Annotated in this window: 24 protein-coding genes and 2 tRNA genes; 15 read left to right on the forward strand and 11 right to left on the reverse strand. The window is 29.3% G+C overall.

The features are described 5' to 3' along the window. Positions 1-25: 25 nt before the first annotated feature. The 6 genes from nadE to AC5SL3_RS02440 all read left to right on the forward strand — a co-directional run bounded on the left by nadE (position 26) and on the right by AC5SL3_RS02440 (position 6,467). Complete coding sequence (nadE, locus tag AC5SL3_RS02415) at positions 26-763, forward strand: NAD(+) synthase (protein WP_494578599.1); 738 nt, start codon at positions 26-28, stop codon at positions 761-763. Positions 764-808: 45 nt separating this feature from the next. Continuing rightward, positions 809-2,170, forward strand: a complete 1,362-nt coding sequence (cysS, locus tag AC5SL3_RS02420; RefSeq protein WP_494577245.1) for a cysteine--tRNA ligase — start codon at positions 809-811, stop codon at positions 2,168-2,170. Beyond that, the gene (cimA, locus tag AC5SL3_RS02425) at positions 2,167-3,768 is read left to right on the forward strand and encodes a citramalate synthase (protein ID WP_494578600.1); all 1,602 of its coding nucleotides are present in this window, start codon (positions 2,167-2,169) and stop codon (positions 3,766-3,768) included. Before cysS ends, cimA begins: the two co-directional genes overlap by 4 nt. Continuing rightward, a complete protein-coding gene (locus AC5SL3_RS02430; RefSeq protein WP_494578601.1) occupies positions 3,768-4,481 on the forward strand; it encodes an RNA methyltransferase in 714 nt (237 codons plus the stop codon). The genes cimA and AC5SL3_RS02430 overlap by 1 nt, the downstream gene beginning before the upstream one ends. Positions 4,482-4,521: 40 nt before the next feature. Continuing rightward, positions 4,522-5,139, forward strand: coding sequence for a 30S ribosomal protein S4 (gene rpsD / locus AC5SL3_RS02435; RefSeq protein ID WP_006996782.1), 618 nt, complete (start codon positions 4,522-4,524; stop codon positions 5,137-5,139). Between the two features lie 137 nt (positions 5,140-5,276). Then, a complete protein-coding gene (locus AC5SL3_RS02440) occupies positions 5,277-6,467 on the forward strand; it encodes a class I SAM-dependent methyltransferase (protein ID WP_494578603.1) in 1,191 nt (396 codons plus the stop codon). A 4-nt stretch (positions 6,468-6,471) separates the two neighbouring features. On the opposite strand, the gene grxD is transcribed toward AC5SL3_RS02440, so the two are convergent. The 9 genes from grxD to sfsA are packed head-to-tail and all read right to left on the reverse strand — an operon-like array spanning position 6,472 to position 13,701. Then, positions 6,472-6,804: a Grx4 family monothiol glutaredoxin gene (grxD, locus tag AC5SL3_RS02445; protein WP_271564803.1), complete on the reverse strand. Its 333-nt coding sequence runs from the start codon at positions 6,802-6,804 to the stop codon at positions 6,472-6,474. Beyond that, a complete protein-coding gene (locus AC5SL3_RS02450) occupies positions 6,804-7,034 on the reverse strand; it encodes a BolA/IbaG family iron-sulfur metabolism protein (RefSeq protein WP_006996786.1) in 231 nt (76 codons plus the stop codon). The genes grxD and AC5SL3_RS02450 overlap by 1 nt, the downstream gene beginning before the upstream one ends. 1 nt (position 7,035) lies before the next feature. Next, positions 7,036-9,228, reverse strand: a complete 2,193-nt coding sequence (purL, locus tag AC5SL3_RS02455; RefSeq protein WP_494578605.1) for a phosphoribosylformylglycinamidine synthase subunit PurL — start codon at positions 9,226-9,228, stop codon at positions 7,036-7,038. Next, positions 9,228-9,911, reverse strand: a complete 684-nt coding sequence (gene purQ / locus AC5SL3_RS02460) for a phosphoribosylformylglycinamidine synthase I (RefSeq protein ID WP_494578607.1) — start codon at positions 9,909-9,911, stop codon at positions 9,228-9,230. The genes purL and purQ overlap by 1 nt, the downstream gene beginning before the upstream one ends. Positions 9,912-9,917: 6 nt before the next feature. Next, complete coding sequence (purS, locus tag AC5SL3_RS02465) at positions 9,918-10,160, reverse strand: phosphoribosylformylglycinamidine synthase subunit PurS (RefSeq protein WP_006996789.1); 243 nt, start codon at positions 10,158-10,160, stop codon at positions 9,918-9,920. 1 nt (position 10,161) lies between these two features. Continuing rightward, positions 10,162-10,944, reverse strand: coding sequence for a phosphoribosylaminoimidazolesuccinocarboxamide synthase (gene purC, locus AC5SL3_RS02470; RefSeq protein WP_006996790.1), 783 nt, complete (start codon positions 10,942-10,944; stop codon positions 10,162-10,164). Next, positions 10,944-12,236: an adenylosuccinate lyase gene (purB, locus tag AC5SL3_RS02475; RefSeq protein WP_494578608.1), complete on the reverse strand. Its 1,293-nt coding sequence runs from the start codon at positions 12,234-12,236 to the stop codon at positions 10,944-10,946. Before purB ends, purC begins: the two co-directional genes overlap by 1 nt. A 3-nt stretch (positions 12,237-12,239) precedes the next feature. Continuing rightward, on the reverse strand, positions 12,240-13,010 hold the full coding sequence (gene map, locus AC5SL3_RS02480) for a type I methionyl aminopeptidase (protein ID WP_020169493.1): 771 nt from the start codon (positions 13,008-13,010) through the stop codon (positions 12,240-12,242). Continuing rightward, positions 13,003-13,701 carry a DNA/RNA nuclease SfsA gene (gene sfsA / locus AC5SL3_RS02485; protein ID WP_271626242.1) on the reverse strand — a complete coding sequence of 233 codons (699 nt, stop codon included), beginning with the start codon at positions 13,699-13,701 and terminating at the stop codon, positions 13,003-13,005. Before sfsA ends, map begins: the two co-directional genes overlap by 8 nt. 21 nt (positions 13,702-13,722) lie before the next feature. Between sfsA and AC5SL3_RS02490 the strand changes: the two genes are divergently transcribed. The 5 genes from AC5SL3_RS02490 (at position 13,723) to AC5SL3_RS02510 (ending at position 16,230) form a co-directional block, all read left to right on the forward strand. After that, positions 13,723-14,472 (forward strand): competence/damage-inducible protein A, encoded by a 750-nt coding sequence (locus AC5SL3_RS02490; protein WP_018414180.1) that lies wholly within the window; start codon positions 13,723-13,725, stop codon positions 14,470-14,472. 4 nt (positions 14,473-14,476) lie between these two features. Further along, positions 14,477-14,878 carry a gamma-glutamylcyclotransferase family protein gene (locus AC5SL3_RS02495; RefSeq protein WP_011282161.1) on the forward strand — a complete coding sequence of 134 codons (402 nt, stop codon included), beginning with the start codon at positions 14,477-14,479 and terminating at the stop codon, positions 14,876-14,878. Between the two features lie 79 nt (positions 14,879-14,957). After that, positions 14,958-15,042: transfer RNA gene (locus AC5SL3_RS02500), tRNA-Leu, on the forward strand. Between the two features lie 4 nt (positions 15,043-15,046). Beyond that, the gene (locus tag AC5SL3_RS02505; RefSeq protein WP_494578611.1) at positions 15,047-15,826 is read left to right on the forward strand and encodes an NAD kinase; all 780 of its coding nucleotides are present in this window, start codon (positions 15,047-15,049) and stop codon (positions 15,824-15,826) included. A gap of 149 nt (positions 15,827-15,975) precedes the next feature. Further along, a complete protein-coding gene (locus AC5SL3_RS02510; RefSeq protein WP_494578612.1) occupies positions 15,976-16,230 on the forward strand; it encodes a hypothetical protein in 255 nt (84 codons plus the stop codon). Between the two features lie 125 nt (positions 16,231-16,355). On the opposite strand, the gene AC5SL3_RS02515 is transcribed toward AC5SL3_RS02510, so the two are convergent. After that, positions 16,356-16,430: transfer RNA gene (locus AC5SL3_RS02515), tRNA-Thr, on the reverse strand. 251 nt (positions 16,431-16,681) lie between these two features. Between AC5SL3_RS02515 and AC5SL3_RS02520 the strand changes: the two genes are divergently transcribed. Next, the gene (locus AC5SL3_RS02520; protein WP_494578614.1) at positions 16,682-17,557 is read left to right on the forward strand and encodes a hypothetical protein; all 876 of its coding nucleotides are present in this window, start codon (positions 16,682-16,684) and stop codon (positions 17,555-17,557) included. Positions 17,558-18,033: 476 nt separating this feature from the next. Then, on the forward strand, positions 18,034-20,256 hold the full coding sequence (locus AC5SL3_RS02525; protein WP_494578616.1) for a DNA cytosine methyltransferase: 2,223 nt from the start codon (positions 18,034-18,036) through the stop codon (positions 20,254-20,256). 1 nt (position 20,257) lies between these two features. Here AC5SL3_RS02525 and AC5SL3_RS02530 read toward each other — a convergent pair whose 3' ends face one another. Beyond that, complete coding sequence (locus AC5SL3_RS02530) at positions 20,258-21,577, reverse strand: hypothetical protein (protein ID WP_494578618.1); 1,320 nt, start codon at positions 21,575-21,577, stop codon at positions 20,258-20,260. An 84-nt stretch (positions 21,578-21,661) separates the two neighbouring features. On the opposite strand from AC5SL3_RS02530, the gene AC5SL3_RS02535 reads away from it, so the two are divergent. Beyond that, complete coding sequence (locus AC5SL3_RS02535; RefSeq protein ID WP_494578619.1) at positions 21,662-25,069, forward strand: TM0106 family RecB-like putative nuclease; 3,408 nt, start codon at positions 21,662-21,664, stop codon at positions 25,067-25,069. Then, positions 25,070-25,816, forward strand: coding sequence for a hypothetical protein (locus tag AC5SL3_RS02540; protein WP_494578621.1), 747 nt, complete (start codon positions 25,070-25,072; stop codon positions 25,814-25,816). Positions 25,817-25,821: the final 5 nt, after the last annotated feature.

Raw genomic sequence — 25,821 nt, forward strand, 5'->3', positions numbered from 1 at the left:
TACAATTTCGTTTAAATTTTAGGAAATGAAACCTTTAGAAAAAGCACAATTTATAAGTAATTGGATTAAAGATTACGTGAACAAGATGCCAAGTAAGGCTCAATCTTTAATCATTGGAATTTCTGGGGGAATAGATTCTTCTGTATCAAGTACATTGAGCGCAATGACAGGCATTAAAACAATTGTTTTATCAATGCCCATTAAACAAAAATCATCACAACATGATTTAAGCTTAAAACATCAAGAATGGCTTGTTAAAAATTTTGATAATGTTGAAGCACACACAATAAATTTAGATAAATTATTTGAAACGTTTGAGAGTACGCTATCTAATTTTGATAGTGAACTTGGTATGGCAAATTCTAGAGCAAGAATTAGAATGACCACTCTTTATCAAGTAGCAGCTACAAACAAAGGTATTGTAGTTGGTACTGGAAATAAAGTTGAGGATTTTGGAGTAGGGTTTTATACAAAATATGGAGATGGTGGAGTTGATATATCTCCTATTGCGGATTGCAATAAATCAGAAGTATGGGAAATAGGTAAATCTATTAATATTCTTCAAGAGATAATTGATGCTGCTCCAACAGATGGATTATGGGATGATGGCAGAACTGATGAAGGTCAGTTAGGTCTTAAATACGAGGAATTAGAAGAAGCTATGAACAATGTTAATTCAATAAATCGTCAAAAATACGAAAAAATAAGAAAGATGAACTTGCATAAAATGGAACCAATCCCAGTTTGCAAGATTCCCAACTAATCTTATAGATTCACAAATCTATAATTAAAGTATAATTCTAAGATAATGAACAAGGATATTTTTTTAACAAACAATCTAAATAATAAAAAAGAAAAATTTGTTCCAATAAATAAAGAAAATATTGGAATGTATGTATGTGGTCCAACCGTTTATGACAATCCACACATTGGTAATGCTAGACCTCTTGTTATTTTTGATATTTTGTTCAAAGTTTTAAAATCAAAATATGGTCATGATAAAATAAATTATATAAGAAACATTACAGACGTTGATGATAAGATAATTAAATCAGCAAAAGAAAAAAATCTTTCAATATCTGAATTGACAAATAATGTTATTAAAGATTTTAATGATGATTGTAATTACTTAAATTTAGATAATCCATCAGAACAACCAAAAGCTACAGATCATATTGATCTCATGATTAAAATGATATCAACTTTAATAGAAAAAGATTTTGCCTATGAGGCAAACAACCATGTCTATTTTGAAGTTAGCAAATTTGATGATTATGGAAAGCTATCGAATAAAAAATTAGAAGATTTAATTGCAGGATCTAGAGTAGAAGTTTCAGATAATAAAAAAAAATCAGAAGACTTTGTTTTATGGAAACCCTCTAAGGATGATGAGCCTTCTTGGGATTCTCCTTGGGGAAAAGGAAGACCTGGTTGGCATTTAGAATGTTCTGCAATGTCAAAGAAATACCTAGGAAACGTATTTGATATTCATGGTGGAGGAATTGATTTAATTTTTCCACATCATGAAAATGAAATTGCACAATCAAGATGTGCCAATGATAGTAAAGTTTTTGCAAATTATTGGATCCATAACGCATTTATTACTATGTCCAATGAAAAAATGGCTAAATCAACTGGCAACATACTTAAGATTAAAGATTTTAAAGATAATGTTGACGGACAAGTTTTAAAACTTGCTCTTATGAGTGCTCACTACAAACAACCATTAGACTGGAACGAAAAGCTCTTAGAAGATTGCAAAAATACTATTGATAAATGGTATGAAGTTTATTTACCCCCAAAAGACAAAATAGTTTTAGATGAAGATATTTTGTCTCCATTATACGATGATTTGAATACACCTGGCTACATTGCAAAGTTACATCAACTTTATGATAAGGCCTTAAAAGGAGGAAATGAAGAGAAAAGTTTATTTGTATTAGCTTGTAATTTTATTGGTATTTTAAATAAAACAAAAGAAGAGTGGATTGAATTTAAAAAGAAAAAATCATCTATTAGTGAAGATGACATTTTAGAAATGATTTCACTTAGAAACAAAGCAAGAGAAGATAAGAATTATAAAGAAGCTGATATCATTAGAAATAAGCTTTTAGATAAAGGGGTTTTAATAGAAGACAAAGATGGTAAAACAATTTGGAAACTAAAATGAGCAAAGAACAACTTTTTATATTTGATACAACACTAAGAGATGGTGCACAAACACAAGGTGTAGACTTTTCTGTAGATGATAAATTAAAAATTGCCTCAGCTTTAGATAATTTAGGTGTTGATTATATTGAGGGTGGGTGGCCAGGTGCAAACCCTACAGATACCGAATTTTTTCAGAAAAAACATTCATTTAATAATGCTAAGCTAACATCTTTTGGTATGACTAAAAAAACCGGTCGAAGTGCCGATAATGATCCTGGACTATCAGCACTTTTAAACTCAAACACACCGGCTGTTTGCATTGTAGGAAAATCTTGGGATTTTCATGTTGATATAGCACTTGGTATTTCTAATGAAGAAAACTTAGAAAACATTAAAGAGACAGCTAAACATTTCGTTAAAGAGAATAAAGAATTCATGTTTGATGCAGAGCATTTCTTTGATGGATACAAGGCTAATCCAAGTTATGCTTTATCATGTCTTAAAGCAGCATTTGATGAGGGAGCAAGATGGATTGTTTTATGTGACACTAATGGTGGAACCTTGCCTCATGAAATTACAAAAATAGTTACAGAAGTTTCTAAAACTATACCTGGAAAAAATTTAGGGATACATGCCCACAATGATACGGGTAATGCAGTTGCGAATTCTTTAGCTGCAGTTTGGGCTGGAGTTAGACAGGTGCAAGGAACCATCAATGGTTTAGGTGAAAGGTGTGGTAATGCTAATTTAATGTCACTAATCCCTACTTTTTTTTTAAAAGAAGATTTTGCAACTAATTTTGAATTAAAAATTAAACCAGACAATATTAAAAAATTAACAGAATGCTCTAGATTGTTAGATGAGATTTTAAATAGAAAGCCTAACAAACATCTTCCATACGTTGGTGCTGCTGCTTTTTCTCATAAAGGTGGCCTTCATGTATCAGCGGTTCAAAAAGATCCAAAAACTTACGAACATATTGATCCAGTAGAAGTTGGAAATTCTCGAAACATAGTAGTTTCAGATCAATCTGGAAAATCCAATATAATCTCAAGATTAAAAACTATTGGTATAGAAATAGAGGAGAGTGACCCTAAAATTAAAAAACTTTTAGATGAAGTAAAAGATAGAGAATTTATAGGTTATAGTTATGATGGTGCTGACGCATCTTTTGAATTATTGGCCAGAAGGATTATTAGCAAAATACCAAGGTATATATTGATTAAAGAATATGATGTTTCTGTTAAAAAAGATTCATCAGGCACAATTGTTTCTTCTGCAAAAGCTCAGCTTGAAGTTGATGGTGAAAAAATTATGTGTACCGGTGAAGGAAATGGTCCTGTTAATGCACTAGATAATGCTATTAGACAAAATGTAGATCGATTAAATAAATACTCTAAATATTTAAAAGATTTAAAATTAGTTGATTATAAAGTTAGAATTTTAAATACAGGTACTGAGGCAATCACTAGAGTTTCAATAGAAAGCACAGATTCAAAAGGCAAAAATTGGTTCACCATTGGTGTTTCAGCAAATATAATTGATGCTTCATTTAAAGCATTGGTGGATAGTTTAGATTATAAATTATTTAAAGATAAAGCTCCAGCAAGTCTTTAATGTCTTTTAGCAATATATCATTTGTCTTACATCAACCCCAATTATCTGAAAATATTGGAGCTTGTGCGAGAGCTCTTAAAAACTTTAATTTTAAAAAGCTAGTTATTGTTAAACCAAAACCAATTTTTCCAAATGATAAAATTTTAGCAACGTCAGTTGGTGCAAAAGATCTAATTATTAATGCTAAAGTATATGAAACTTTAGAATCTGCTGTAAAAAAAGTAGATTACGTTATTGCAACATCTGCAAGATTTAGAAATAAAAATATTAAACATATTAATTTAGATGATTTAAAAAAAATTGATTTTAATAAAAAGATAGCTTTTTTATTTGGCTCTGAGGCGTCTGGCTTATCTAATAATGAGATCAGTTATGCTAATTACACCATGCAGATCCCAACTAACCCTGATTTTAAATCCTTAAACTTGTCACATAGTGTTATTATTATTGCTCATACAGTAGCAAGCATTATTAATTTAAAGGGTGCAAAATATTCTAAATCAAAAAAAGTAACCTTAGCTAGCAAAAAGGATATTCAAGCTATGACTAACTTGTGCATCAAAAAACTAGAGGAAAAACACTTTTTTAAACCCTTGGAGAAGAGACCTATTATGCTTGAAAACTTAAGAAGTATTTTTTCTAAAATGGAGCTTTCTGAGAAAGAAACACGTATTTTATCCAGTGTATTTGCAAGTTTGTCCAAAAAAGGTTGATTGACAAAATAATGAGTAAGTTTATAAACCCATCTATCAAATGACAAAAAGAATAAGCGCTAAACATAAAATAGATAGAAGGTTAAAAATTAACCTATGGGGTAGACCTAAAAGTCCTTTTAATAAAAGGGATTATGGTCCAGGACAACATGGACAAGGTAGAAAAGGAAAACCTTCTGATTACGGAATTCAACTACAAGCTAAACAAAAATTAAAAGGTTACTACGGTAACATTAACGAAAGACAATTCAGAAATATTTATAAAAAAGCTACCATGTTAAAAGGGGATACCGGTGAAAATTTAATTGGTTTGCTTGAAAGAAGATTAGATTCTGTTGTTTATAGAGCAAGATTTTCAACAACAGTATTTTCAGCGAGACAACTTATTAACCATGGTCACGTAAGAGTTAACGGTAAAAAAGTTAACATTGGAAGTTACGTTGTTAAAGAAGAAGATATAATTGAAATTAGAGATAAATCTAAACAGTTGGCTATAATTGATATTGCTCTAGCTAGCAAAGAAAGAGAAACTCCTGAATACATTAATTTAGATGAAAAAAATAAAAAAGTTACTTTTGTTAGAACACCTAAGTTCGACGAAGTTCCTTATCCAGTAATAATGGAACCTAATCTAGTAATTGAATATTACTCTAGATAATAAATATCCTTTTTTTTAAATAATTCTTTTAATATTGTTCTTAAAATTCCAATAAAATTGTGAATTAATCCTAAGTGAATTTTACATAAATTCATTATATATTTTTTCTTATAAATAAAATTTTTATGAGATTTTAAATGCAACTGGCAAGATATCTAAATAAATTGTTCCAGAAAGATGGTTTTCTTTTAATTGATGCAAGTTCAAATAAATATATTATAGGTACACCAAAAAACAATAAACCAATCACAGTTAAAATATTAGATAAAAAACTCCATTATAAATTATTTTTTAGGCCAGATTTATATTTTGGAGAAGCTTATTCTAATGGAGATATACAAATTGAAAACGGAAGTTTAACTGATTTCTTAGATATAGCGCTTATGAATATAGGAAGAGGTGAATTAAATTTTTTTAGTATGTTGATAAATAAGCTTTATGGCTCTTATAGATATTTGACAAACTTTAACTTTATAAAAAAATCAAAAATGAATGTTGCACATCATTATGATCTCTCAGATGATTTATACAGTTTATTTTTAGATCCTAAAAAACAATACTCTTGTGGATATTTTATAAATGAAAATGATACTTTAGAAGATGCTCAAAATAATAAAATACAACACATAATAAAAAAACTTAATATAAAGCCAAATCAAAAAGTTCTTGATATAGGTTGTGGCTGGGGATCTTTAGCGATTGATATTGCAAAAAGTGCCAATTGTGAGGTCACAGGAATTACTTTATCTGAAAATCAGTTTAACTACTGTATTAAAAAAGCCAAAGAACTTAATTTAGAAAATCAAGTTACCTTTAAGCTAATAGATTATCGTCAGTTAGATGAAAAGTTTGATAGAATTGTAAGTGTTGGAATGTTTGAACATGTGGGTAGAAAATTTTATAAAAATTTTTTTAATAAGATTGATAATTTACTTAATGATGATGGTGTTTCACTAGTTCACACTATTGGCTCAGTTAATCCTCCTAGAGACCCACACCCTTGGATAACTAAGTATATTTTTCCAGGTGGTTATACGCCTAGTCTCAGTGAGGTGGTAACACCTGTTGAAAAAGCTGGATTGATAGTATCTGACATAGAGGTTCTTAAATTGCATTATTCTCACACTCTAAGGCACTGGAAAGAAAATTGTATTAAAAATAAAATTCAAATAATTAACATGTTTGATGAAAAATTTTTTAGGATGTGGGAATTTTATTTAGCCAGCTGTGAAAGTGCTTTTAAATGGGGAGACCAAGTTGTTTATCAATTTCAACTAACAAAGAACTATATGTCAACTCCTAATACTAGAGATTATATTTATAAGTAATAAACTATTTTTTAAAATTAATTCCTTTATCCTCAAGAACTTTTTTGAGCTCACCGTTTTCATACATTTCCTTAACGATGTCACAGCCTCCAACAAATTCACCCTTAATATAAACTTGTGGAATAGTAGGCCAGTCACTAAATTCTTTAATTCCTTCTCTTAAAGACTGAGATTCAAGAACATTTATTCCTTTGTAATTTACTTCTAAAATTTTTAACATATTTGACACAGCCATAGAAAATCCACATTGAGGAGCATCTGGCGTTCCTTTCATAAATAAACATACTTCGTTGGTATCTATATGACTTTGAATTAAATTTTTTGTGCTATCGTCCATTATTGTTCCTTTGTTTTAATTGCTAATGCATGAAGTTCGTTGCCCATTTTCCCTTTTAAAGAATTGTACACCATTTTGTGTTGTTCAATTTTACTTTTTCCTGAAAACTCTTTAGAGGTTATCGTTGCTGAGTAGTGATTACTGTCTCCTGCAAGATCTTGAATTTCTATTATAGCATCTGGTAAAGCTTCTTTAATGAGTGTTTCAACTTCTTTTATATCCATTGCCATTTTAGTTTTCCATATAGTTCGTTAGCCAGTTTGTATGTGATTTAATCAAATCGTCAATTGATACTTTCGTCTTATCGTCAATTATTAAACTATCCTCATTTACTAACCCAAGTTCATCAAAATGTACGGAGTTTTCTTGAAGTATTTTAGTGGCATTTTCTAGATCATCTTTACTAATTTCAATAATGTATCTTCCCTGATCTTCACCAAATAAGTATTCAAATTGATTAATTAAGTAATTAGACTTTTTAAGAGTTGCACCTTTTTTACCTTTAATACACATTTTAGAAAGAGCAGTAATTATTCCACCTAAAGAAACATCGTGAGCAGATTTTATAAATTTTTTATCAATAAGCTTTAAAATTGTTTCACCATTATTTTTTTCATTAAAAAGATTAATTTCAGGAGGAGGTCCATTTTTTTCATTTAGAATATCTCTTGCAAATAAACTTTGATCCAAGTGACCTTCAGTTTTACCAATAACTAAAAGTATATTATCAGTTTCTTTTAAATCCATTGTAACCATGTTTTGGTAATCTTTAATTAAACCAACTCCCCCAATTGCTGGAGTAGGTTTAATCCCAATATCTTTAGTTTGGTTGTAAAATGAAACGTTTCCTGAAACTACTGGAAACTCTAAGTAAGCACTTGCTTCACCTAAACCTTGAACACACTCAACAAACTCACCCATGTTATCTTCGTTTTCAGGACTACCAAAATTTAAACAATTAGTAATAGCGATTGGTTTAGCACCAACTGAAATTAAGTTCCTCCAACTTTCACAAACAATTTGCTTTCCTCCACTTAAAGGGTGAGCCCAACAATATACAGCAGATGAATCTACAGATGCTGCAACAGCTTTATTGGTACCATGAACCCTAACAACACCAGCATCTCCACCAGGTTTTTGAATAGTGTCACCCATAACGGTATGATCGTATTGTTGCCAAATCCACTCTTTGCTACAAACATTTGGATTAGATAATATTTTGTTTAAAACATTTTTTACTTTTAAGGTTTTAAATTGTTCTTTCTTAACTTTAATTCTTTTAGGTAATTTAGCTTTCTTCCATTTACGGTCATACATAGGTGAGTTTTCAACCAATGTGTTAACAGGAATATCTGCTACCTTTTCTTCATTAAAATAAAGTTCAATCTTTTTACTTTTTGTTGTTTGACCAATTACAGCAAAATCTAAATTCCATTTATCAAATATTTTTTTAGCCATTTCTTCTTTGCCATTTTCTAAAACAATAAGCATTCGTTCTTGACTTTCAGATAGCATAATTTCATAAGGGGACATGTTTGCCTCTCTACAAGGAACTTTATTTAAATTGATCTCAATTCCTAAATTTCCTTTTGAAGCCATTTCGATACTTGAAGAAGTTAATCCAGCAGCGCCCATATCCTGAATAGCAATAATTGAATCTCCTGCCATTAATTCTAAACAAGCCTCTAATAATAGTTTTTCTGTAAAAGGATCTCCAACTTGAACAGTTGGTTTTTTTTCTTCAATTTTATCATCAAATGAAGCTGATGCCATGCTTGCACCATGTATTCCATCTCGACCTGTTTTTGAACCAACATAGATCACAGGTTTTCCTAAACCTGCAGCTTTTGAATAAAAAATTTTATCTTTTTTTACATGACCTAAGGTCATAGCATTTACTAAAATATTACCATTATAAGATTCGTCAAAACTAGTTTGACCAGCAATTGTTGGAACACCCATGCAATTACCATATCCACCTATACCGTGAACAACTCCACGTAATAAATTTTTGGTTTTTTTATGCTGAGGTGAGCCAAAATGAATTGAGTTTAAATTAGCTATTGGTCTTGCTCCCATTGTAAAGACATCTCTCATAATTCCACCAACACCCGTTGCAGCACCTTGATAAGGTTCAATAAATGAAGGGTGATTATGACTTTCAATTTTAAATACTATTGCATCATCATCGCCAATATCAATAACACCAGCATTTTCACCAGGACCTTGAATTACGTTTTTTCCTTTAGTAGGTAAGTTTTTAAGGTGAAATCTTGAAGATTTATAAGAACAATGCTCATTCCACATTGCTGAGAAAATACCAAGCTCAGTAATATTGGGAACTCTTTTTAACAAATCACAGATTTTTTTATATTCATCTTTTTTTAAACCATGATCAATTGCAAGCTGTTCGTTAACTATCATTATTTTAAATTATTAATTAAGTTTTGAAAAAAAATTGAACCATCTTCACCTGAAAGAGCAGGGTCTATCATTCTTTCTGGATGAGGCATCATTCCTAAAACATTTTTTTGTTTATTAAACACACCAGCTATATTTTGTAATGAACCATTTGGATTAGACTGTTCATTAACATTTCCGTTTTCATCTGAATAAAATAAAGCTATTTGGTTATTGTCGTTAATTTCTTTAATTTGATCACTAGAGCAAAAGTAATTTCCCTCATTATGAGCTATATGAAATTCGTAGACGTCTTTTTTATCATCTTTAAAATAAGAGTTATCTTTATTATTAGCTTTAACAAAAACATTTTTGCAAATAAATTCTAGGTATTTATTTCTAAGAAGCACACCTGGTAGCAGACCAGATTCAACTAAAATTTGAAAACCATTACAAACACCCAAAACCTTACCACCCCCTTGAGCAAAGTTTAATACCGATTTCATAATTTTTGATTTGGATGCCATACTTCCACATCTAAGGTAATCCCCGTATGAAAAACCACCTGGTAAAACTACTAAATCACTTTTTGGCAGCTCAACATCGTCATGCCAAACCATTTTGTTTTTAAAGCCAAATTTTTTTAAAGCAACATCCATGTCTCTATCACAATTAGATCCAGGAAAGGTTATTACGGATGAATGCATTTTTTATTATTGTGATCCAATAATTTTAAAGTCTTCTATTACTAAGTTTGCTAAAAGTTTCTTACACATTTCTTCAACTTTTTTTTCAGCTTTTTTTTTATCATCTTCTTTAGTGTCAATTTCAAAATATTTTCCTTGTCTTACTTCATTAATCCCTTCAAACCCCATGCCATCCAGGGTTTGATGGATAACTTTACCTTGAGGATCTAAAACATCTTTTTTAAGAGTTATAATTACAGATATTTTCATATTATTTTCTTTTTTTAACTGATCTTAACTTTGTAACATTAACAGCACTTAAATTTGATTGCTCATGCAATATACCAAGTCTTTTTGCAACTTCAGTATATGCGGGTATCAAATCACCCAAATCTTTACGAAATCTATCTTTATCTAGTTTTTTATCAGTAATACTGTCCCATAATCTGCAAGTGTCAGGACTAATCTCATCAGCCAGAATAACCTCATTTTTCCCATTTTCTTTAAGTCTTCCAAATTCAAGTTTGAAATCAATTAGTTTAATCCCAACTCCTCTAAACATTCCAATCATAAAATCATTAATTCTAAGAATCATTTTTTTAACTTTTTCTAATTCAGATTTTGTAGCCCAATCAAAAGCTAAAATATGCTCTTCAGCAATAAGTGGATCACCCAATTTATCATCTTTAAGGCAATACTCTAATAGTGGCTGTTTTAAAACTGTTCCATCTTCGATACCTAATCTTTTAGTAATAGAGCCTGTTGCAACATTACGAACAATGAATTCAATAGGTATAATCTCAACTAATTTGATAATTTGTTCTCTCATATTTAGTCTTTTTACTAAATGATTTTTAATCCCAATTTGAGTTAGGTTTGATAAAATATGTTCTGAAATTCTATTGTTTAAAACACCTTTGCCTTCAATTGTTGATTTTTTCAAATTATTAAAAGCAGTTGCATCATCTTTGAAATATTGAATAACCAAATTTTTATCAGATGTTGCGTAAATTATTTTAGCTTTACCTTCGTATAATTTTTTACCTTTTTTCATTATTTGAATACTCTTTTAAAAATTAAATCTACGTTTTTAAAATGCGATGAATAATTGAATATAGCTTTTAATCTTTTTGATGAAATTTTAGCCATTATGAATTTATCATCTGATATAACATCAAATAAATGCAGATTTTCTGCAAAACATTTTTTTGCATAATTTTGAACCATTTTGTAAGATTGTTCTCTACTTAAACCTGATTTTGTTAGCTCTAACATTACTTCTTGTGAAAAAATTAAACCCTTAGTTATATTTAAATTTTCAATCATTTTTTTTGGATAGACAAGCATTTTATCTAAAATATTACTTAGTCTTGCTAAAGCAAAATCTAAGGTAATATTTGCGTCTGGACCAATATTTCTTTCAACACTTGAGTGAGAAATATCTCTTTCATGCCATAGTGCAATATTTTCAAGAGCAGGGATTACAGCACTTCGAACCATTCTTGCAAGACCTGTTAAATTTTCACTTAGGATTGGATTTTTTTTATGAGGCATTGCAGATGAACCTTTTTGATCTTTTGAAAAAAACTCTTGAACTTCATAAACTTCAGTTCTCTGTAAATGTCTAATCTCAATTGCAACTCTTTCAACTGATCCTGCAATAATTCCAAGAATTGAAAAATAAAAAGCGTGCCTATCTCTTGGTATTACTTGAGTTGATATAGGCTCAACTTTTAATCCAAGTTTTTTTGCTACATGTTTTTCAACATTAGGATTAATATTTGCAAATGTGCCAACAGCACCAGAAATTGCGCATGTTGAAATTTCATCAATTGCATCAACTAATCTTTTTCTATTTCTCTTAAACTCTTCATAAAATGAAGCTAATTTTAAACCAAATGTTATAGGTTCAGCGTGAATTCCATGACTTCTGCCCATGCAAGGAGTGTATTTATATTTTTTGGCTTGTTTCTTTAAAACTTTTAGAATTTGATCGATATCACTGAGTAAAATTTTACCAGATTGAACTAATTGAATATTTAAACTAGTATCTAAAACATCAGAAGAGGTCATACCTTGGTGAAGGTATCTTGCTTTAATCCCTGCTTTTTCAGTAACAGATGTTAAAAATGCTATAACATCGTGCTTAACTTTACTCTCAATTTGATGAATTCTTTTAACGTTTATTTTAGCTTTTTTTCTAACAATTGATGAAACACCTTTTGGAATTTGACCTAATTTTTCCATGGCTTCTGCTGCTGCAACCTCTACATCGAGCCAAATTTGGTATTTGTTTTGTTCTGACCATATGTCAGTTAGTGGTTTTCTAGAATATCGTTCAATCATTAATTATAAGTAAGGGGGCTTAGAATAACCTTTAACAGATTCTGTAAAGATTTCATAACCATTTTCAGTAATACCTAACGTATGTTCAAATTGTGCTGATAAAGATTTGTCTTTTGTAACTGCAGTCCAGCCATCTTTTAGCATCTTTACATCCCATTCACCGATATTTATCATAGGCTCAATTGTAAAAGTCATTCCAGGTCTAAGTTCCATCCCCGTATTTCTTCTTCCATAATGTAAAATATTAGGTGGTTCGTGGAATGTTGTGCTTATTCCATGACCACAAAAATCTCTAACGACTGAGTAGCCTTTTTTTTCAACAAAAGATTGTATTTCATATCCAATGTCACCCAATTTTAATCCTGGTTTTAATAAGTTGATTGCTCTCATCATCGACTCGTATGTAGCATCAATTAAGTTATTAACTTTAACAGGAGTTTTTCCAACACAAAACATTCGACTTGTGTCACCATAATGTTCATCAACTATAGCTGTTACATCAACATTTAAAGCATCACCTTCAACTAAAACTCTATCAGAAGGTATACCGTGACAGACAACATGATTTAAAGAAGTGCATAATGATTTTTTAAAACCTCTATAAAAAAGTGGAGCTGAGTAACCACCGTTGTCCCTAATAAATTCATATCCTAGTTTATCTACAAACTCTGTAGTTACACCTGGCTTAATATTATCTGTAAGCATATCAAGAGTTCTTGCTGCAAGATTTCCAGCAACTCTCATCTTTTCAAATTTTTCTAAATAATCAGGCATTAATAATTTTAATTTTTTTATCTATTTTAATTTCTTTTGAATTTATTTTACATTGATAAGCTAAAAAGTTAACTCCAGCTTTTTTTGCAATTAAATAATTTTCATAATATTCTTTATCAATGTCTTTTGCTATTTTAAAATTATCCACACCCTCTATTTGAACTAAAAATAATAGATAAGATTTATAGCCTTTTTTAACCGCCTCTATAAGTGTTTTTAAATGCTTTGACCCTCTGGTGGTAACGGCATCTGGAAATTCTGCAGTTTTTTCTTCTCTGAATAAAGTAACATTTTTAACTTCTACAAATATTTTTTGTTTATTTTTTTCAACTAAAAAATCAAACCGTGTTTCTTTATCAAAAAATACCTCAGCCTTGATACTGTCATTGTTTGCAACTTCTTTAACTAGATTATTTGCTAAACCATGGAAGGCAATTTTATTTGCAAAATGAGTATTAACACCAACTAAATTTTTTTTAACTTTAACTATTTCAAGAGTATATTTTAATTTTCTTTTTGGGTCATCATTTTTAGATACATAAACCTCATTTCCTTCATCTAATAAGCCCTTCATAGATCCAGTATTAGGGCAATGCGCTGTAACAATTTCCTTGCCAATTTTAACGTCTGCAAAAAACCTCTTATAACGTTTGATCAGTTTGCCTTTTATTAAAGCTTTGGTAAATTCCATATTTAAATTGTATATTTAATAATGACCCAAAATACAAAATTTAATGCAGCAATACTTATTATTGGTAATGAGATCCTATCTGGAAGAACGCAAGACACTAATACCAGCACAATTGCACAATGGTTAAACTCAATTGGTGTAAAAGTTAACGAGGTTAGGGTAATTCCAGATATAGAGAATACAATTATTGAGACCGTTAATCATTTAAGAAAGGTTAATAATTATGTATTTACAACCGGTGGTATAGGACCAACTCATGATGATATTACTGCTCAGTCTATTTCTAAAGCATTTAATCTTGAGTATGAAATTCACAAAGAAGCTTTTAAAATATTAGAAGCTTACTACAAAGTAGGTGAATTTAATGAAGGTCGACAAAAAATGGTATGGATGCCACGTAATGCTAATTTAATATTAAATCCAACAAGTGGTGCTCCAGGATTTAATATAGAAAACGTTTTTTGCTTACCAGGAGTTCCTTCAATTTTAAAATCAATGTTGGGTGGATTAAAAAACAAGATAGTAGGGGGAGATCCAATATTAAGCCATACAATAAGTTTAAAAACTGTTGAAAGTGAAATTGCAAACTCTTTAACCAATGTTCAAGATAACAATAAAGATGTTGAAATTGGAAGTTACCCATTTTTTCATGCAGGAAAATTAGGCGTATCAATAGTAATAAGATCTGAAGACCAACTTAAAATTGACAAGTGTAGTTCTGAAGTATTAGAGTTTGTTAATCAAAAAAAAATAGAAGTAGTTGTTAGATAGTTTAATGCTTTATTTTGCTTACGGAAGTAATCTTAATCATTTTCAAATGAAAAGAAGATGCAAGGACAGTGTCTTTTTAAAAAAAATTAATTTAACTAATTTTAAACTAACCTTTAGAAGCAAATATAGAGCTGCTGATATAGAACCTAAAAAAAACTCAATTGTTCCTGGTGCTTTATTTGAAATATCTAAAAGTGATGAAAAAAAATTAGATGTTTATGAAGATTATCCAGTTCTATATAAAAAATATTATTTTACTTATTATGGTAAAAAAGTAATGACCTATACCATGACCAAAAAAACTTTATTTGCATATCCAACAGAACGATATTTAAATGTTGTAAAGAGAGGTTATAAAGATTGTAATTTAGATAATCGTATTCTTAAAAAAGCATTAAAAGCTTAATTAAAATATTGATATGATTTGTTAACAAAAAGAAGTTGAGTTATAAATAAAAACAGTTAAACAAATGAAAATAGTACATGCCCTCGTGGTGAAATTGGTAGACACAACGGACTTAAAATCCGTGCCTTTTTGGAGTGCCAGTTCGAGTCTGGCCGAGGGCACCACTAAATGAGAGATAAAGTATATTTAGTATTTGATAAAACCAAAGTCTCCCTTAAGATAAAATCAATTCTTATTAAAAAAGTTAACATTAAATCTTTAAGAAAATCCAACATAATAATTGTTCTAGGAGGAGATGGTTTCATGCTTCAAACTTTAAAAAAATTACATAAATATAAAAAACCTTTCTATGGAATTAATTCCGGAAACTATGGTTTTTTGATGAATAAGTTTTCTAAAGAAAACTTTATTAAAAATTTGAATATCTCTAATAGTGTTAAAATTTATCCTCTACAAATGACTGTGACTAATAAAAAAAATCAAACAAAAAAATCAATAGCTATCAATGAGGTGTCAATATTAAGACAAAGTAAGCAAGCATCATCAATTTCGATTACTGCTAATAAGAAAAATATTATTAAAAATCTAATCTCTGATGGCGTGTTAGTTTCAACACCTGCAGGTAGTACGGCTTATAATTTATCAGCACATGGACCAATTCTAAATTTAGATTCAAGAAAGCTAGCAGTAACTCCGATTAGTCCTTTTAGACCTAGAAGATGGAAGGGTACAATTATTAGTGATAAATCTAAAATTTTAATAAAAAATTTAGATACAAATAAAAGACCTATCAGCGCTGTTGCAGATAATTTTGAGGTTAGAAATGCAAAAACAATTAAAATTCAAGCCAATAAAAAAATTAGCTTTGAATTATTGTACAATAAAAATAATAGTCTTCATAAAAAAATAAAAATTGAACAAACGCGTAAAGAAACTTCAAATAATTAAGTGATGATGGTGCCCCCGCACGGAGTCGAACCGCGGACCTATTGATTACAAATCAATTCTAAAAGTTTAAATAAACGTTCGTTTGCAATATTATTTCATAAATAATTAATACGTGACAACAATCTGGCAACAGTGGTAGAGTTTAAGTGATGAAAAAACTTTTATGGATCTTGGTTCTGGGTTTGCTGTTGAGCGGATGTAATATTCCAAGCACCACTGGAAGAACCCAAGGTAATTCAGTTCAAGTTTTTGTTCAGGATGATTTTCGATTACTTAGTTCACCAGAAGCTTCAAATATTGCTAGCGAACATTGTCTGAAACATAATAAGGATGCACAATTTTATAAATTCATTCAAGAAGCTTACCAAACAAATTACTGGTTATTTAAATGCATAGATCGTTAAAATAAAATATGATTGTAAATATAAACGACTACTTGATTTGACAACAATCTGACAACAATCTGACAACACTTATTGTCGTAAGAATAGTCTTTGCATAAATTATTTTGATTAAAAAGTAAGTGAAGTGGTGCCCCCGCACGGAGTCGAACCGCGGACCTATTGATTACAAATCAATTGCTCGTGCAGACTTCTACGATGGCCTGTAATACTTATTCATCATTCCAGAGTCAAAGTTAATAATCCTGGCACAATTATTGTGACAAGAATCTAGTTATAGGATATTGTGGGAATAGAAAGTTATAACAATTAGTCTTGAGTTTGCTACGTTATGCTTTGGAGTGATGGTGCCCCCGCAAGGAGTCGAACCGCGGACCTATTGAAGAATCAAAGAAAGTGGAAGAAATTGAAGCAACCAATAAACTTTAGAGGTAATTAACAAAATATATTTATTATGCTTGGTATAGGAAAAAAAATTAAAAAAGAAATCTACCCTCAAATATTACTATTTTGTAAAAATAAGATCCCTTTTTTATATTCAAAACTGAATCATCTATCTAACCTTAAGATTTTTTATAAAATAAAAAATAAAAAAAAGATATTATTAAATTACAAAAATAACTTAGATTATATTAATAAATATGAATACAAGATTAACTCACAAAATAATGAAGATGGTCTGATAGATTATATATTTTCAAAAATAGAAAATTCTAAAAAATTTTTAGAAGTTGGGTTTCATTATAGTGAATGTAATTCATTAAATTTAATTAGAAACGGCTGGAATGGAACCTTAATAGACTCTGATAATAAAATTTGTGATAAGATGCGTTTATATATAAACCAATGTTACCCAAATCAAAAAATTAATATAGTTAATGAATTTATAAAAAAATTTAGCTTAAAACAAATAATCGAAAATAATAATTTTGATTTTTTTTCACTAGATATTGACGGTAATGACTATTGGATAGTTAAGGAATTAAACTTAAGTAAAATTAAATTAATCTGTTGTGAATATAACCCTTTTTTTGGCAAGGATGCTTCAGTGACAATAGAATATAATGAAGATCATTCTATGAAACCAGATTTTTATTTTGGTGCTTCACTCAAAGCTTTTACTAATTTATTAAAAGAAAAAAAGTTTGAGTTAATTGCAATAGATAGTTCGGGTACAAATGCTTTTTTTATTAACAAAGATCATTTAGGAGATTTTGAAATTTTAGACCCAATTAAAAGTTTTAAAAATTCTGGTGCCTGCACATATAAAGAGTTTCTTGAAATCAACGAAGTACTTTTGAAAAGAGATGGATTAGTATTTTTAGACTAATTAGAAAAGTTAATTTAATAGTATTTAAGCATATTGACCTGCTAAATAACCTGACGACCATGCCCACTGAAAGTTATAACCAAAGTTTATAGTTTGCGTACGTTTAACTTGGGATGATGGTGCCCCCGCACGGAGTCGAACCGCGGACCTATTGATTACAAATCAATAAGCTAAACAAATTTACATTCATTAACTATTGATACTACTTACTTCTAGACTCCCGTCAAGTTGGTTAAAGATATTTCACTACAATTTCACTACACATAATTCCATCACCTAGACACCTGATTATATGAAAAAACTTTTAGGGATCGTGGTTCTAGGTTTGTTACTTATTATAAATGCATAAGTGTATAGAAGAATTAACAGAATTAATTTCAAATTGTCCAATGGATAACACCTACAAGATGTAATAAGTCTGAATTATTAAATGTAGAGCTAGATATTTACTGATAGTATTAGTCTAAACAGAATCAATGAAAAATAAATTAACCTTTATATCTTTATTCTCAGGTGGAGGAGGCTTTCAAATTGGATTTGAAAATGCTGGATATGAGTGTTTATTAAGCTCTGATATTGAGGCAGATGCTGAAAGAACACATCAAAAAAATTACCCTAATATTCCATTTATTAAAAAAGATATAAGGCAACTAGATTACAAAGAAATTCTAAAGCTAACAAATAATAAAAGACCTGATTTAATTATTGGTGGGCCACCTTGTCAGGGCTTCTCTGCAATGGGTGATAAAAACTCGTCAGATCCAAGAAATGACTTATTTAACTCTTATATAAAGCTAGTTAGAGATTTAAATCCTAAATTTTTTTTATTTGAAAATGTTAAAGGTTTTAAGTCAATGTATGAAGGAAGATTCTTTGACAAGACTGTAAATGGTTTTTCGTCATGTGGTTATAATATTCATTTTGATATTCTTAAGTCCTCCGATTATGGAGTTCCTCAAATTCGCGAAAGAGTTTTTATATTTGGCACTAGACTTGATAATCATTTCCAATTTCCTAAAAAAACTATGAAAAGCATAGGTAAACTAAAAAACTATGAAAATGTGGGACAGGCTATTAATGATTTAACTAATAAAACAAAGACTTTCCCAAATCATTTGCCGCTAAATCATTCTGAGAAAGTTATATCTAGATACAAATTAATTCCTGAGGGAAAAAAATTACCACTACCAGAAAAGTTACCAAAAAATATTAGAAGATCAAACTTTGGTAGTACTTATGAAAGATTAGATAGAAAAAAAGTTTCTAAAACATTGGTACCTGGAAATAATGCTTTCCCTATTCATCCAACTTTAAATAGAAGCCTCACACCTAGGGAGGCGGCTAGAATACAAACTTTTCCAGATAAACATATCTTTGTAGGCACAAGAAGAAAGCAATGCATACTTGTTGGTAATGCGGTTCCTCCTTTACTCGCTGCAAAAATTGCTATTTCTATTGATAGCCATTTGAAAGAGTCTTACAAAGAAAGTTCTAATCTAATATTAAAAAAGAATAATGCTCTTAATCTTCTTGATTTCAACAAAGAAAAAAAGAAAAAAATGAATTTTAACTTTGTAGATTTTTTCTCTGGTGCTGGTGGAATTTCTATAGGGTTAAAAAATTCTGGCATGAATTGTATTTTTGCAAATGATTTTGATTCAGATGTAAAAAAGACACATGAAAAAAATTACCCTAATACAAAATTTATTTTTGGAGATGTGAGGGAAAAAAAAACTAAAAAAGAAATTATAAATACAATAAAAGATATAAAAATTGATTTAGTTGTTGGAGGTCCACCTTGCCAAGGATTTTCTATATTTGGTAAAAGACGTTTTAAAAATACAAAAAATTACAATCCACTAGATGATGATAGAAATGATTTAGTTAAGACTTATTTTGAATATATAGAATTGATTAAACCAAAATGGATAATAATTGAAAATGTTAGTGGAATTTTAAATCTAGGTGAGGGTATTTATATTGATTTTATTAAAAAAAAATTAAAACAATTAAAATACAATAATTTTGATTATAGAATTATTAATACAGCCGATTATGGAGTTCCTCAAAAAAGAAAAAGATTTATACTTATAGCAAACAACACAGGTCACATTATACCATGGCCAAAACCGAAATATTTTAGTGAACCAAGAGAATGGCAACTTCCATACAGAACTGTAGGTGAGGTTATCTCAGACCTTGCTACCAAACAAAGCCATAAACATTTTACAAATCACGAACCAATGAATCATTCAAAGGAAATCTCTGATAGATACTCTTATGTTGAAGAAGGTAAAAAGATGGATGTTGAAAAATTACCTGAAAAACTTAAGTATGCAAAATTTACTGGTAAAAAGATAAAGAATTTTAGTCATGTTTATAGAAGATTACATAGAAATGAACCCTCCATAACCTTAGTACCAGGTCATAATGCTTTCCCCATTCACCCTTGGCTTAATAGATTAATTACGGCAAGAGAAGCTGCTAGAATACAAACTTTTCCAGATGATATTGAGTTTCATGGATCATCAAAAAATCAATGTGTTCAAGTGGGAAATGCCTTCCCATGTATGGTTGCACAAAAATTGGGAGAAACTATTTTAAAAACAATTTCTAATAATTGGAAGCCTGATAGTAAAAGCAAATTAGCAGATTATAGTATTTTAGACAAAAAATATTATGAAAGTTTAAAAAAATAATTTAATTATAAATTTTATTATCAAAAGTTTTTTTTGAATTCACATCACCATAGTTAAGATAATACTTTTCTACCAATTCATCTATTCGTTTATTTTCAAACACATATCCAATATTTCTATTAAAATATGTGTTACCATTTTTTTGGATTAATCCAAACCTTCCCCAAAGTTGTTTTTCAGCTTGTAAATACTTTCGAGATCCAGAACTTTTACGAGCTGTATTTTTTGCAACATGACCTCTTTTATCCATTTCTTTATAAATATGCTCAAGATAAGCATTGTCATCATTAAACGTTTGATTTGAAATATCCTTTATTTCTTCAATCAAGTTATGATGTTTACCTTCAACTAGTAAAATTTGGGCCATTTCATCAATAAGTGTCTGAGGTGAGGTTATATTTTTTTCGTATCTTTCTACAAACCTATTTCCAAGTGGGGTTAAGTAAAAATTTTCATCCCAAAGGCTGTTATGATTCATAAAGTTGAAGAAATTTTTTTTATAATTTCTGTAATTATTATCCGTTTCTTTTTTACTCCAACTTTTCTTTTCTAAAGTTTTCAAAGCCTCAGCTTCAGATACCTCTTTATTATCAACTAAAATACGTAAATCTTTTTTCCTATCTGAAAATGGTATAATTTTTTTAATCATATCATCCATATAAATATCTGAATCAATATCATTTAAAGTATTAAGAGCCGCTTTTGGTGCATAATATTTATAAAAAAATTCATCCCAAACCTTTTCACTTCTATTAGTTTTAGAGGTGATATTTTTAGCTGATTTTGAAAGTTTATAAAAACCATTTACTGGTAATTCTCTCCAAAAAGCAAAGTATGGTGCACCAGAGCCTCTAAAAGGTATTTGTTTTAAATTAGATGGGGTAAATAATTTTGGATCAATATCTACTGCTAATTTTAAATTTTCTAATTTTTCTCCATCATAAATAAATAATGCCAGAGGTAACTTTCCATAGATAAATTTATTAAAAGTTTTTGTAAGATAATCACCCATATTAAATCCATCGACTACCGAAGAACATACAAGAATAGATGCATGAGATTTGTTAAGGTAAGCAATTGCTTGTCCTATTCCTGTCATTATACCTCTTTTAGTTTCTGTGTATGGTTTAAATTCTAAAGAAACTTTTGTTCTTTTTTGTGTGTCCTGAAAAAGAGCATCTGGAGATGGAAAATCATTTGGTGATATTGTTTGCTGAACATCATTTGAAACAAATGGATTAATCCATCTATCTTTGTTTCTCCAAGAATAAAGTATCTGGTCGGAGACAATTTGTGCAGCCCTGTGGTGATAAACAGACATAATATTAATGTATCTATTTATATCTACAAATAAAGTATATTTATTGAATATAATAAGTTTATAGAAAAATATAATGGCTCATTAATGAAGATAAAAAAGGGTAAGTTTTTTATTTCACCAAGTGATTTAAATAATTTTGTAGCTTGTAAATACACAGCCTTAAACGAAATCAAGTACCACAATAAAGAAATTAAAAAAAATGAAGATAAAGCAAATGATAAATTGTGGAAAGAAATGGGTATCGATCATGAAAAAAAACATTTCAAAATATTAAAGGATAAATATAAGAAAAATATTTCGATAAAATCAAATCTAGATGAAAATGATAGATTTAATGAGACTGTTAAAGCCATACAAAAGGGTTATGATTTAATTTATCATGCTTACCTTATAGATGAAAACTTTAGAGGAGAGGCTGATTTTTTAATTAAGTGTGACACCCCATCTAAACTTGGTGATTACAGTTATGAAGTTTATGATACTAAGATCACCAGAAATTTAAGACCAAGACATGTAACTCAAATAACAGCTTATTCAGATATGCTTTGTAAGATACAAAAGTTAATGCCTGAAAAAATGCATCTCATTGATGGTTCAGATAATCTCCACTCTTTTAAGACCATAGAATACATAGAGCTATTTAATTATGGTAAGAAAGAATTTGTTAAATTTCTATCAAATACCGCTAAAGAGAAATTATATCCTGAGAAGTGTTCATATTGTAATCTTTGTAACTGGAAAGATGGGTGTGATCAAATTTGGGAAAAAGATAATTATGTAAATTTAGTTGCAGGATCTAACAAATCTCAAATAGAAAAATTAAAAAAAAACAAAGTAAGAACTGTTGAACAACTAGCTAAAACTAAACTTATTGCAACCGACCTTAAAATCAATACTGAAAGTTTTGAAAAGATAAAATCTCAAGCAGAATTACAAGAAGAAAAAAGACTCACTGGAGAGGATAAGATAATATTTTTAGATCCAGATTATGGTAAAGGGTTTTATAAATTACCTAAACCGGACGATGGAGATGTCTTTTTTGATATTGAGGGTTTTCCAAGAATGGACCGTCCTTTTGAGTATCTTCATGGTCTATATTATAAAGATAAAGGTAAACTAAAATTTAAAGATCTTTGGGCTAAAGATTACAATAAAGAAAGTGAAAAAAATATTTTTATTGAGCTTATAAATTTCTTTGAAAAACGTTTTGAAGAATATCCTAACGCTCATATTTATCATTATGCACCATATGAAAAAAGAGCCATTAGAGAGTTGGCTACAGTTTATTCATCTGAATTTCCCAAGGGAGATATAGTTAATGACAATTTATTAAGAAAAGAAAAATATGTAGATTTATTTGCTATTACCAAACAAAGCATAAGAACTTCTGAAAGAGATATGTCTTTAAAATCTATTGAAAAATTTTATGATTTTGAGAGAAAAGCTGACATCGTCAAGGCTGACGATAGTGTTGCTAAATACGATAATTGGATAACAACTAAAAATGAAAAATATAAGCAAGATATCATTGATTATAATGAAGAAGACTGTGTTTCGACTTATCATTTAAGAGAATTTTTAGTTAAAAATAAACCAGAAACTATTGATTGGTTTTTAAAACAAGAGCCAGCTAAGAATGAAGATCAAGCGCCAAGCAAATATAGGCGTAAAGAACCTAACAAGTTATCTAGAGAAGAAGTTGAGGTAGACCTAAATAATAGATTGGAAAAAAAGAAAAATAAATCTAATAAAAAATTTGTTGAAAATTTAAAAAATTTTATAGGCTTTCATTGGAAAAGTAATAAACCAGAATTTTGGGAGGTTTTTGATAGAGCTGAAAAAACTCATTTAGAACTTGAGGATGATACAGAATGTATAGCTAATTGTGTATTAGTTAGTGACAAACCCAAAGTTACAGATGATGGGTCCATTTATTCTTATAGATTTAATGATCAAAATTATAAATTAAAAGAAGGAAAAGCTGCTTTTGATGTTCATCAAATTAAAGGTATTGGAACCATTTATTCAATAGAGGAAAAATTTCCTGATAAGAATGTAATTAAGATTTTTGTATCCAAAAGAAGAAAAAATGTAGAGATGCCAAGTTTATTGACCTTGGGAAATGGTACTCCTCCTCAAGTACATCAGCATGATCAAGCATTAAATAAATTTTTAGAGGATTACATTAAGAATGATGGTAAAAATTATAAGTCTATTATGGATATGCTTGAGCGAAGTAGTCCAGATGTAAAAGGTGTTAAAGAAGGCTCTAATTTAATTGATGAAGATAAAGATTTAATTTCTCAATCATTTGAGATTATTAAAAATTTGAATAATTCTTATCTAACAATTCAAGGTCCTCCTGGTACAGGAAAAACATATTCATCTGCAAATATTATTATTGAATTAATGAAATCAGGCAAAAAAGTTGGGGTTACAAGTAACTCTCATGAAGCAATTAAAACTTTGCTTATTGCTTTAGAACAACAAGCTGAAAGCCAAAATTTTGAATTTAGTGGAATGAGAAAAGCTAGAAGTTCAGACAAATATGATTGGAAATTTATAAAAGATATTACTACAGGTAAGCCTTTAAATTTTGATGACTACTCATTGTATGCAGGAACTTCTTGGTTCTTTGTTGATCCTAGAATGAATAAAGCTTTGGATTATCTTTTTATAGATGAGGCGGGACAGGTGGCACTGGGTACAACAATAGCTAACGCAACATCAGCTAAAAATTTAGTATTAATTGGTGATCAGATGCAACTCTCTCAACCAATGAGGGCTAAGCATGAAGGATATGCAAGAATGAGTTCTTTAGACTTTGTGCTAGAAGATAAAGATACAATACCAGCTGACAAAGGTGTATTTTTAAATGTTACGCGAAGACTAAATAATAAGATTTGTAATTACATATCATCTAGCTTTTATGACTCTAGATTAACTTCTGACCCAATAACGGAAACTAGATCAGTTAGTTTAAAATTAGATCCAATTAAAAATGAGGGATTATTTTATGTTCCAATTGAACATAGTGGCTGTTCTCAACGATCAGATGAAGAAGCAGATTTAGTTGAGAAAACTTATAATAAAATAATAAATAAAGAATTTAAAGCTGGTAAAAATATAGGTAAAATATCATCAAAAGACATCATGGTTGTTGCTCCATATAATGCTCAGGCAAATAATATTAGAGAGAGATTAAAGAAAGTATATGATGATGTTAGGGTGGGAACTATAGATTTGTTTCAGGGGCAAGAAGCAAAAGTAGTACTTATATCGATGACCACATCTGATGTTGAAAGTTTACCAAGACATAAAGATTTCTTCTTTAGCAGGAACAGATTGAACGTAGCAATTTCTAGAGCTGAATGTGTTGCTATTATTATATTTAATGAAAACCTTCTTTTAGCATCAGCTAGCTCAATAAAAGAGATGAAATTAATGAATAGTTTTTGTAAGCTTTTAAAGTTTAAGACAAATTACAAATAAATGAAAAAAATTAAATATCCATATTTTAATGAAAAAGGCTCAATTCATTTAATGAAGAAAATACTTAAAGACTCATTTGTTTGTGCTTTTGAGGGTGGTGATTTATTAAAAAGAGTATCAGTTCTTAAATGTTTGGATGTGTGGAGTAGTTTAGACTTTCTATATCCACATTTAGTTAAATTATCAAAACCAAAAAAAATGAAATTTAAGGGTTTTTATTGGTTTATTAAATATTATGTCCCTAAAGAGAATCAAATCAAATATTATAAGAAAAATAAAAAATACAAAGATAGTTTAGAAAAATCTGCACATCTTCTTGAACTCATATGTTCTAATTATGATGATCATAAAAAGCTAAATGTTTCCTCAGACTTATTTCTGACCGATAATCATACCGTAAAGTTTCCGCGTGGAAAAACCATGGAATCAATAGTATTAGCTTCAAAACTTTTAAAAGATTTAAAAGAAATAAATTTTAAATTAGGTTTTTTGCAAAAAGGACTGCCTCATTATGGTTGGCTTAAACCAAGTTTTTCACAAGATAAATATTTATTAGACAAACTAGATCAGCCTGCATGGTTTACTGTACAATTTCAAATTAAAACACTATTTGATAAAAAATTTAGATCTGACTTAGAGTCTTTACAATATTTAAGAAAAAAAATTAGTCCTAAGATCAAATTTACTTTTGATAAATTAGACAAAGTTGAGAAAAAAATTCTGAAAAAATATAAAATTATTAAATAAAAGGT

The organism is Candidatus Pelagibacter sp. PS_34 (assembly GCF_059417845.1).

Bases quoted from the DNA above. Each gene is read 5' to 3' on its own strand.
- nadE (WP_494578599.1), top strand. From the start codon at position 26: ATGAAACCTTTAGAAAAAGCACAATTTATAAGTAATTGGATTAAAGAT.
- cysS (WP_494577245.1), top strand. From the start codon at position 809: ATGAACAAGGATATTTTTTTAACAAACAATCTAAATAATAAAAAAGAA.
- cimA (WP_494578600.1), top strand. From the start codon at position 2,167: ATGAGCAAAGAACAACTTTTTATATTTGATACAACACTAAGAGATGGT.
- AC5SL3_RS02430 (WP_494578601.1), top strand. From the start codon at position 3,768: ATGTCTTTTAGCAATATATCATTTGTCTTACATCAACCCCAATTATCT.
- rpsD (WP_006996782.1), top strand. From the start codon at position 4,522: ATGACAAAAAGAATAAGCGCTAAACATAAAATAGATAGAAGGTTAAAA.
- AC5SL3_RS02440 (WP_494578603.1), top strand. From the start codon at position 5,277: ATGCAACTGGCAAGATATCTAAATAAATTGTTCCAGAAAGATGGTTTT.
- grxD (WP_271564803.1), bottom strand. From the start codon at position 6,804: ATGGACGATAGCACAAAAAATTTAATTCAAAGTCATATAGATACCAAC.
- AC5SL3_RS02450 (WP_006996786.1), bottom strand. From the start codon at position 7,034: ATGGCAATGGATATAAAAGAAGTTGAAACACTCATTAAAGAAGCTTTA.
- purL (WP_494578605.1), bottom strand. From the start codon at position 9,228: ATGATAGTTAACGAACAGCTTGCAATTGATCATGGTTTAAAAAAAGAT.
- purQ (WP_494578607.1), bottom strand. From the start codon at position 9,911: ATGCATTCATCCGTAATAACCTTTCCTGGATCTAATTGTGATAGAGAC.
- purS (WP_006996789.1), bottom strand. From the start codon at position 10,160: ATGAAAATATCTGTAATTATAACTCTTAAAAAAGATGTTTTAGATCCT.
- purC (WP_006996790.1), bottom strand. From the start codon at position 10,944: ATGAAAAAAGGTAAAAAATTATACGAAGGTAAAGCTAAAATAATTTAC.
- purB (WP_494578608.1), bottom strand. From the start codon at position 12,236: ATGATTGAACGATATTCTAGAAAACCACTAACTGACATATGGTCAGAA.
- map (WP_020169493.1), bottom strand. From the start codon at position 13,010: ATGCCTGATTATTTAGAAAAATTTGAAAAGATGAGAGTTGCTGGAAAT.
- sfsA (WP_271626242.1), bottom strand. From the start codon at position 13,701: ATGGAATTTACCAAAGCTTTAATAAAAGGCAAACTGATCAAACGTTAT.
- AC5SL3_RS02490 (WP_018414180.1), top strand. From the start codon at position 13,723: ATGACCCAAAATACAAAATTTAATGCAGCAATACTTATTATTGGTAAT.
- AC5SL3_RS02495 (WP_011282161.1), top strand. From the start codon at position 14,477: ATGCTTTATTTTGCTTACGGAAGTAATCTTAATCATTTTCAAATGAAA.
- AC5SL3_RS02505 (WP_494578611.1), top strand. From the start codon at position 15,047: ATGAGAGATAAAGTATATTTAGTATTTGATAAAACCAAAGTCTCCCTT.
- AC5SL3_RS02510 (WP_494578612.1), top strand. From the start codon at position 15,976: ATGAAAAAACTTTTATGGATCTTGGTTCTGGGTTTGCTGTTGAGCGGA.
- AC5SL3_RS02520 (WP_494578614.1), top strand. From the start codon at position 16,682: ATGCTTGGTATAGGAAAAAAAATTAAAAAAGAAATCTACCCTCAAATA.
- AC5SL3_RS02525 (WP_494578616.1), top strand. From the start codon at position 18,034: ATGAAAAATAAATTAACCTTTATATCTTTATTCTCAGGTGGAGGAGGC.
- AC5SL3_RS02530 (WP_494578618.1), bottom strand. From the start codon at position 21,577: ATGTCTGTTTATCACCACAGGGCTGCACAAATTGTCTCCGACCAGATA.
- AC5SL3_RS02535 (WP_494578619.1), top strand. From the start codon at position 21,662: ATGAAGATAAAAAAGGGTAAGTTTTTTATTTCACCAAGTGATTTAAAT.
- AC5SL3_RS02540 (WP_494578621.1), top strand. From the start codon at position 25,070: ATGAAAAAAATTAAATATCCATATTTTAATGAAAAAGGCTCAATTCAT.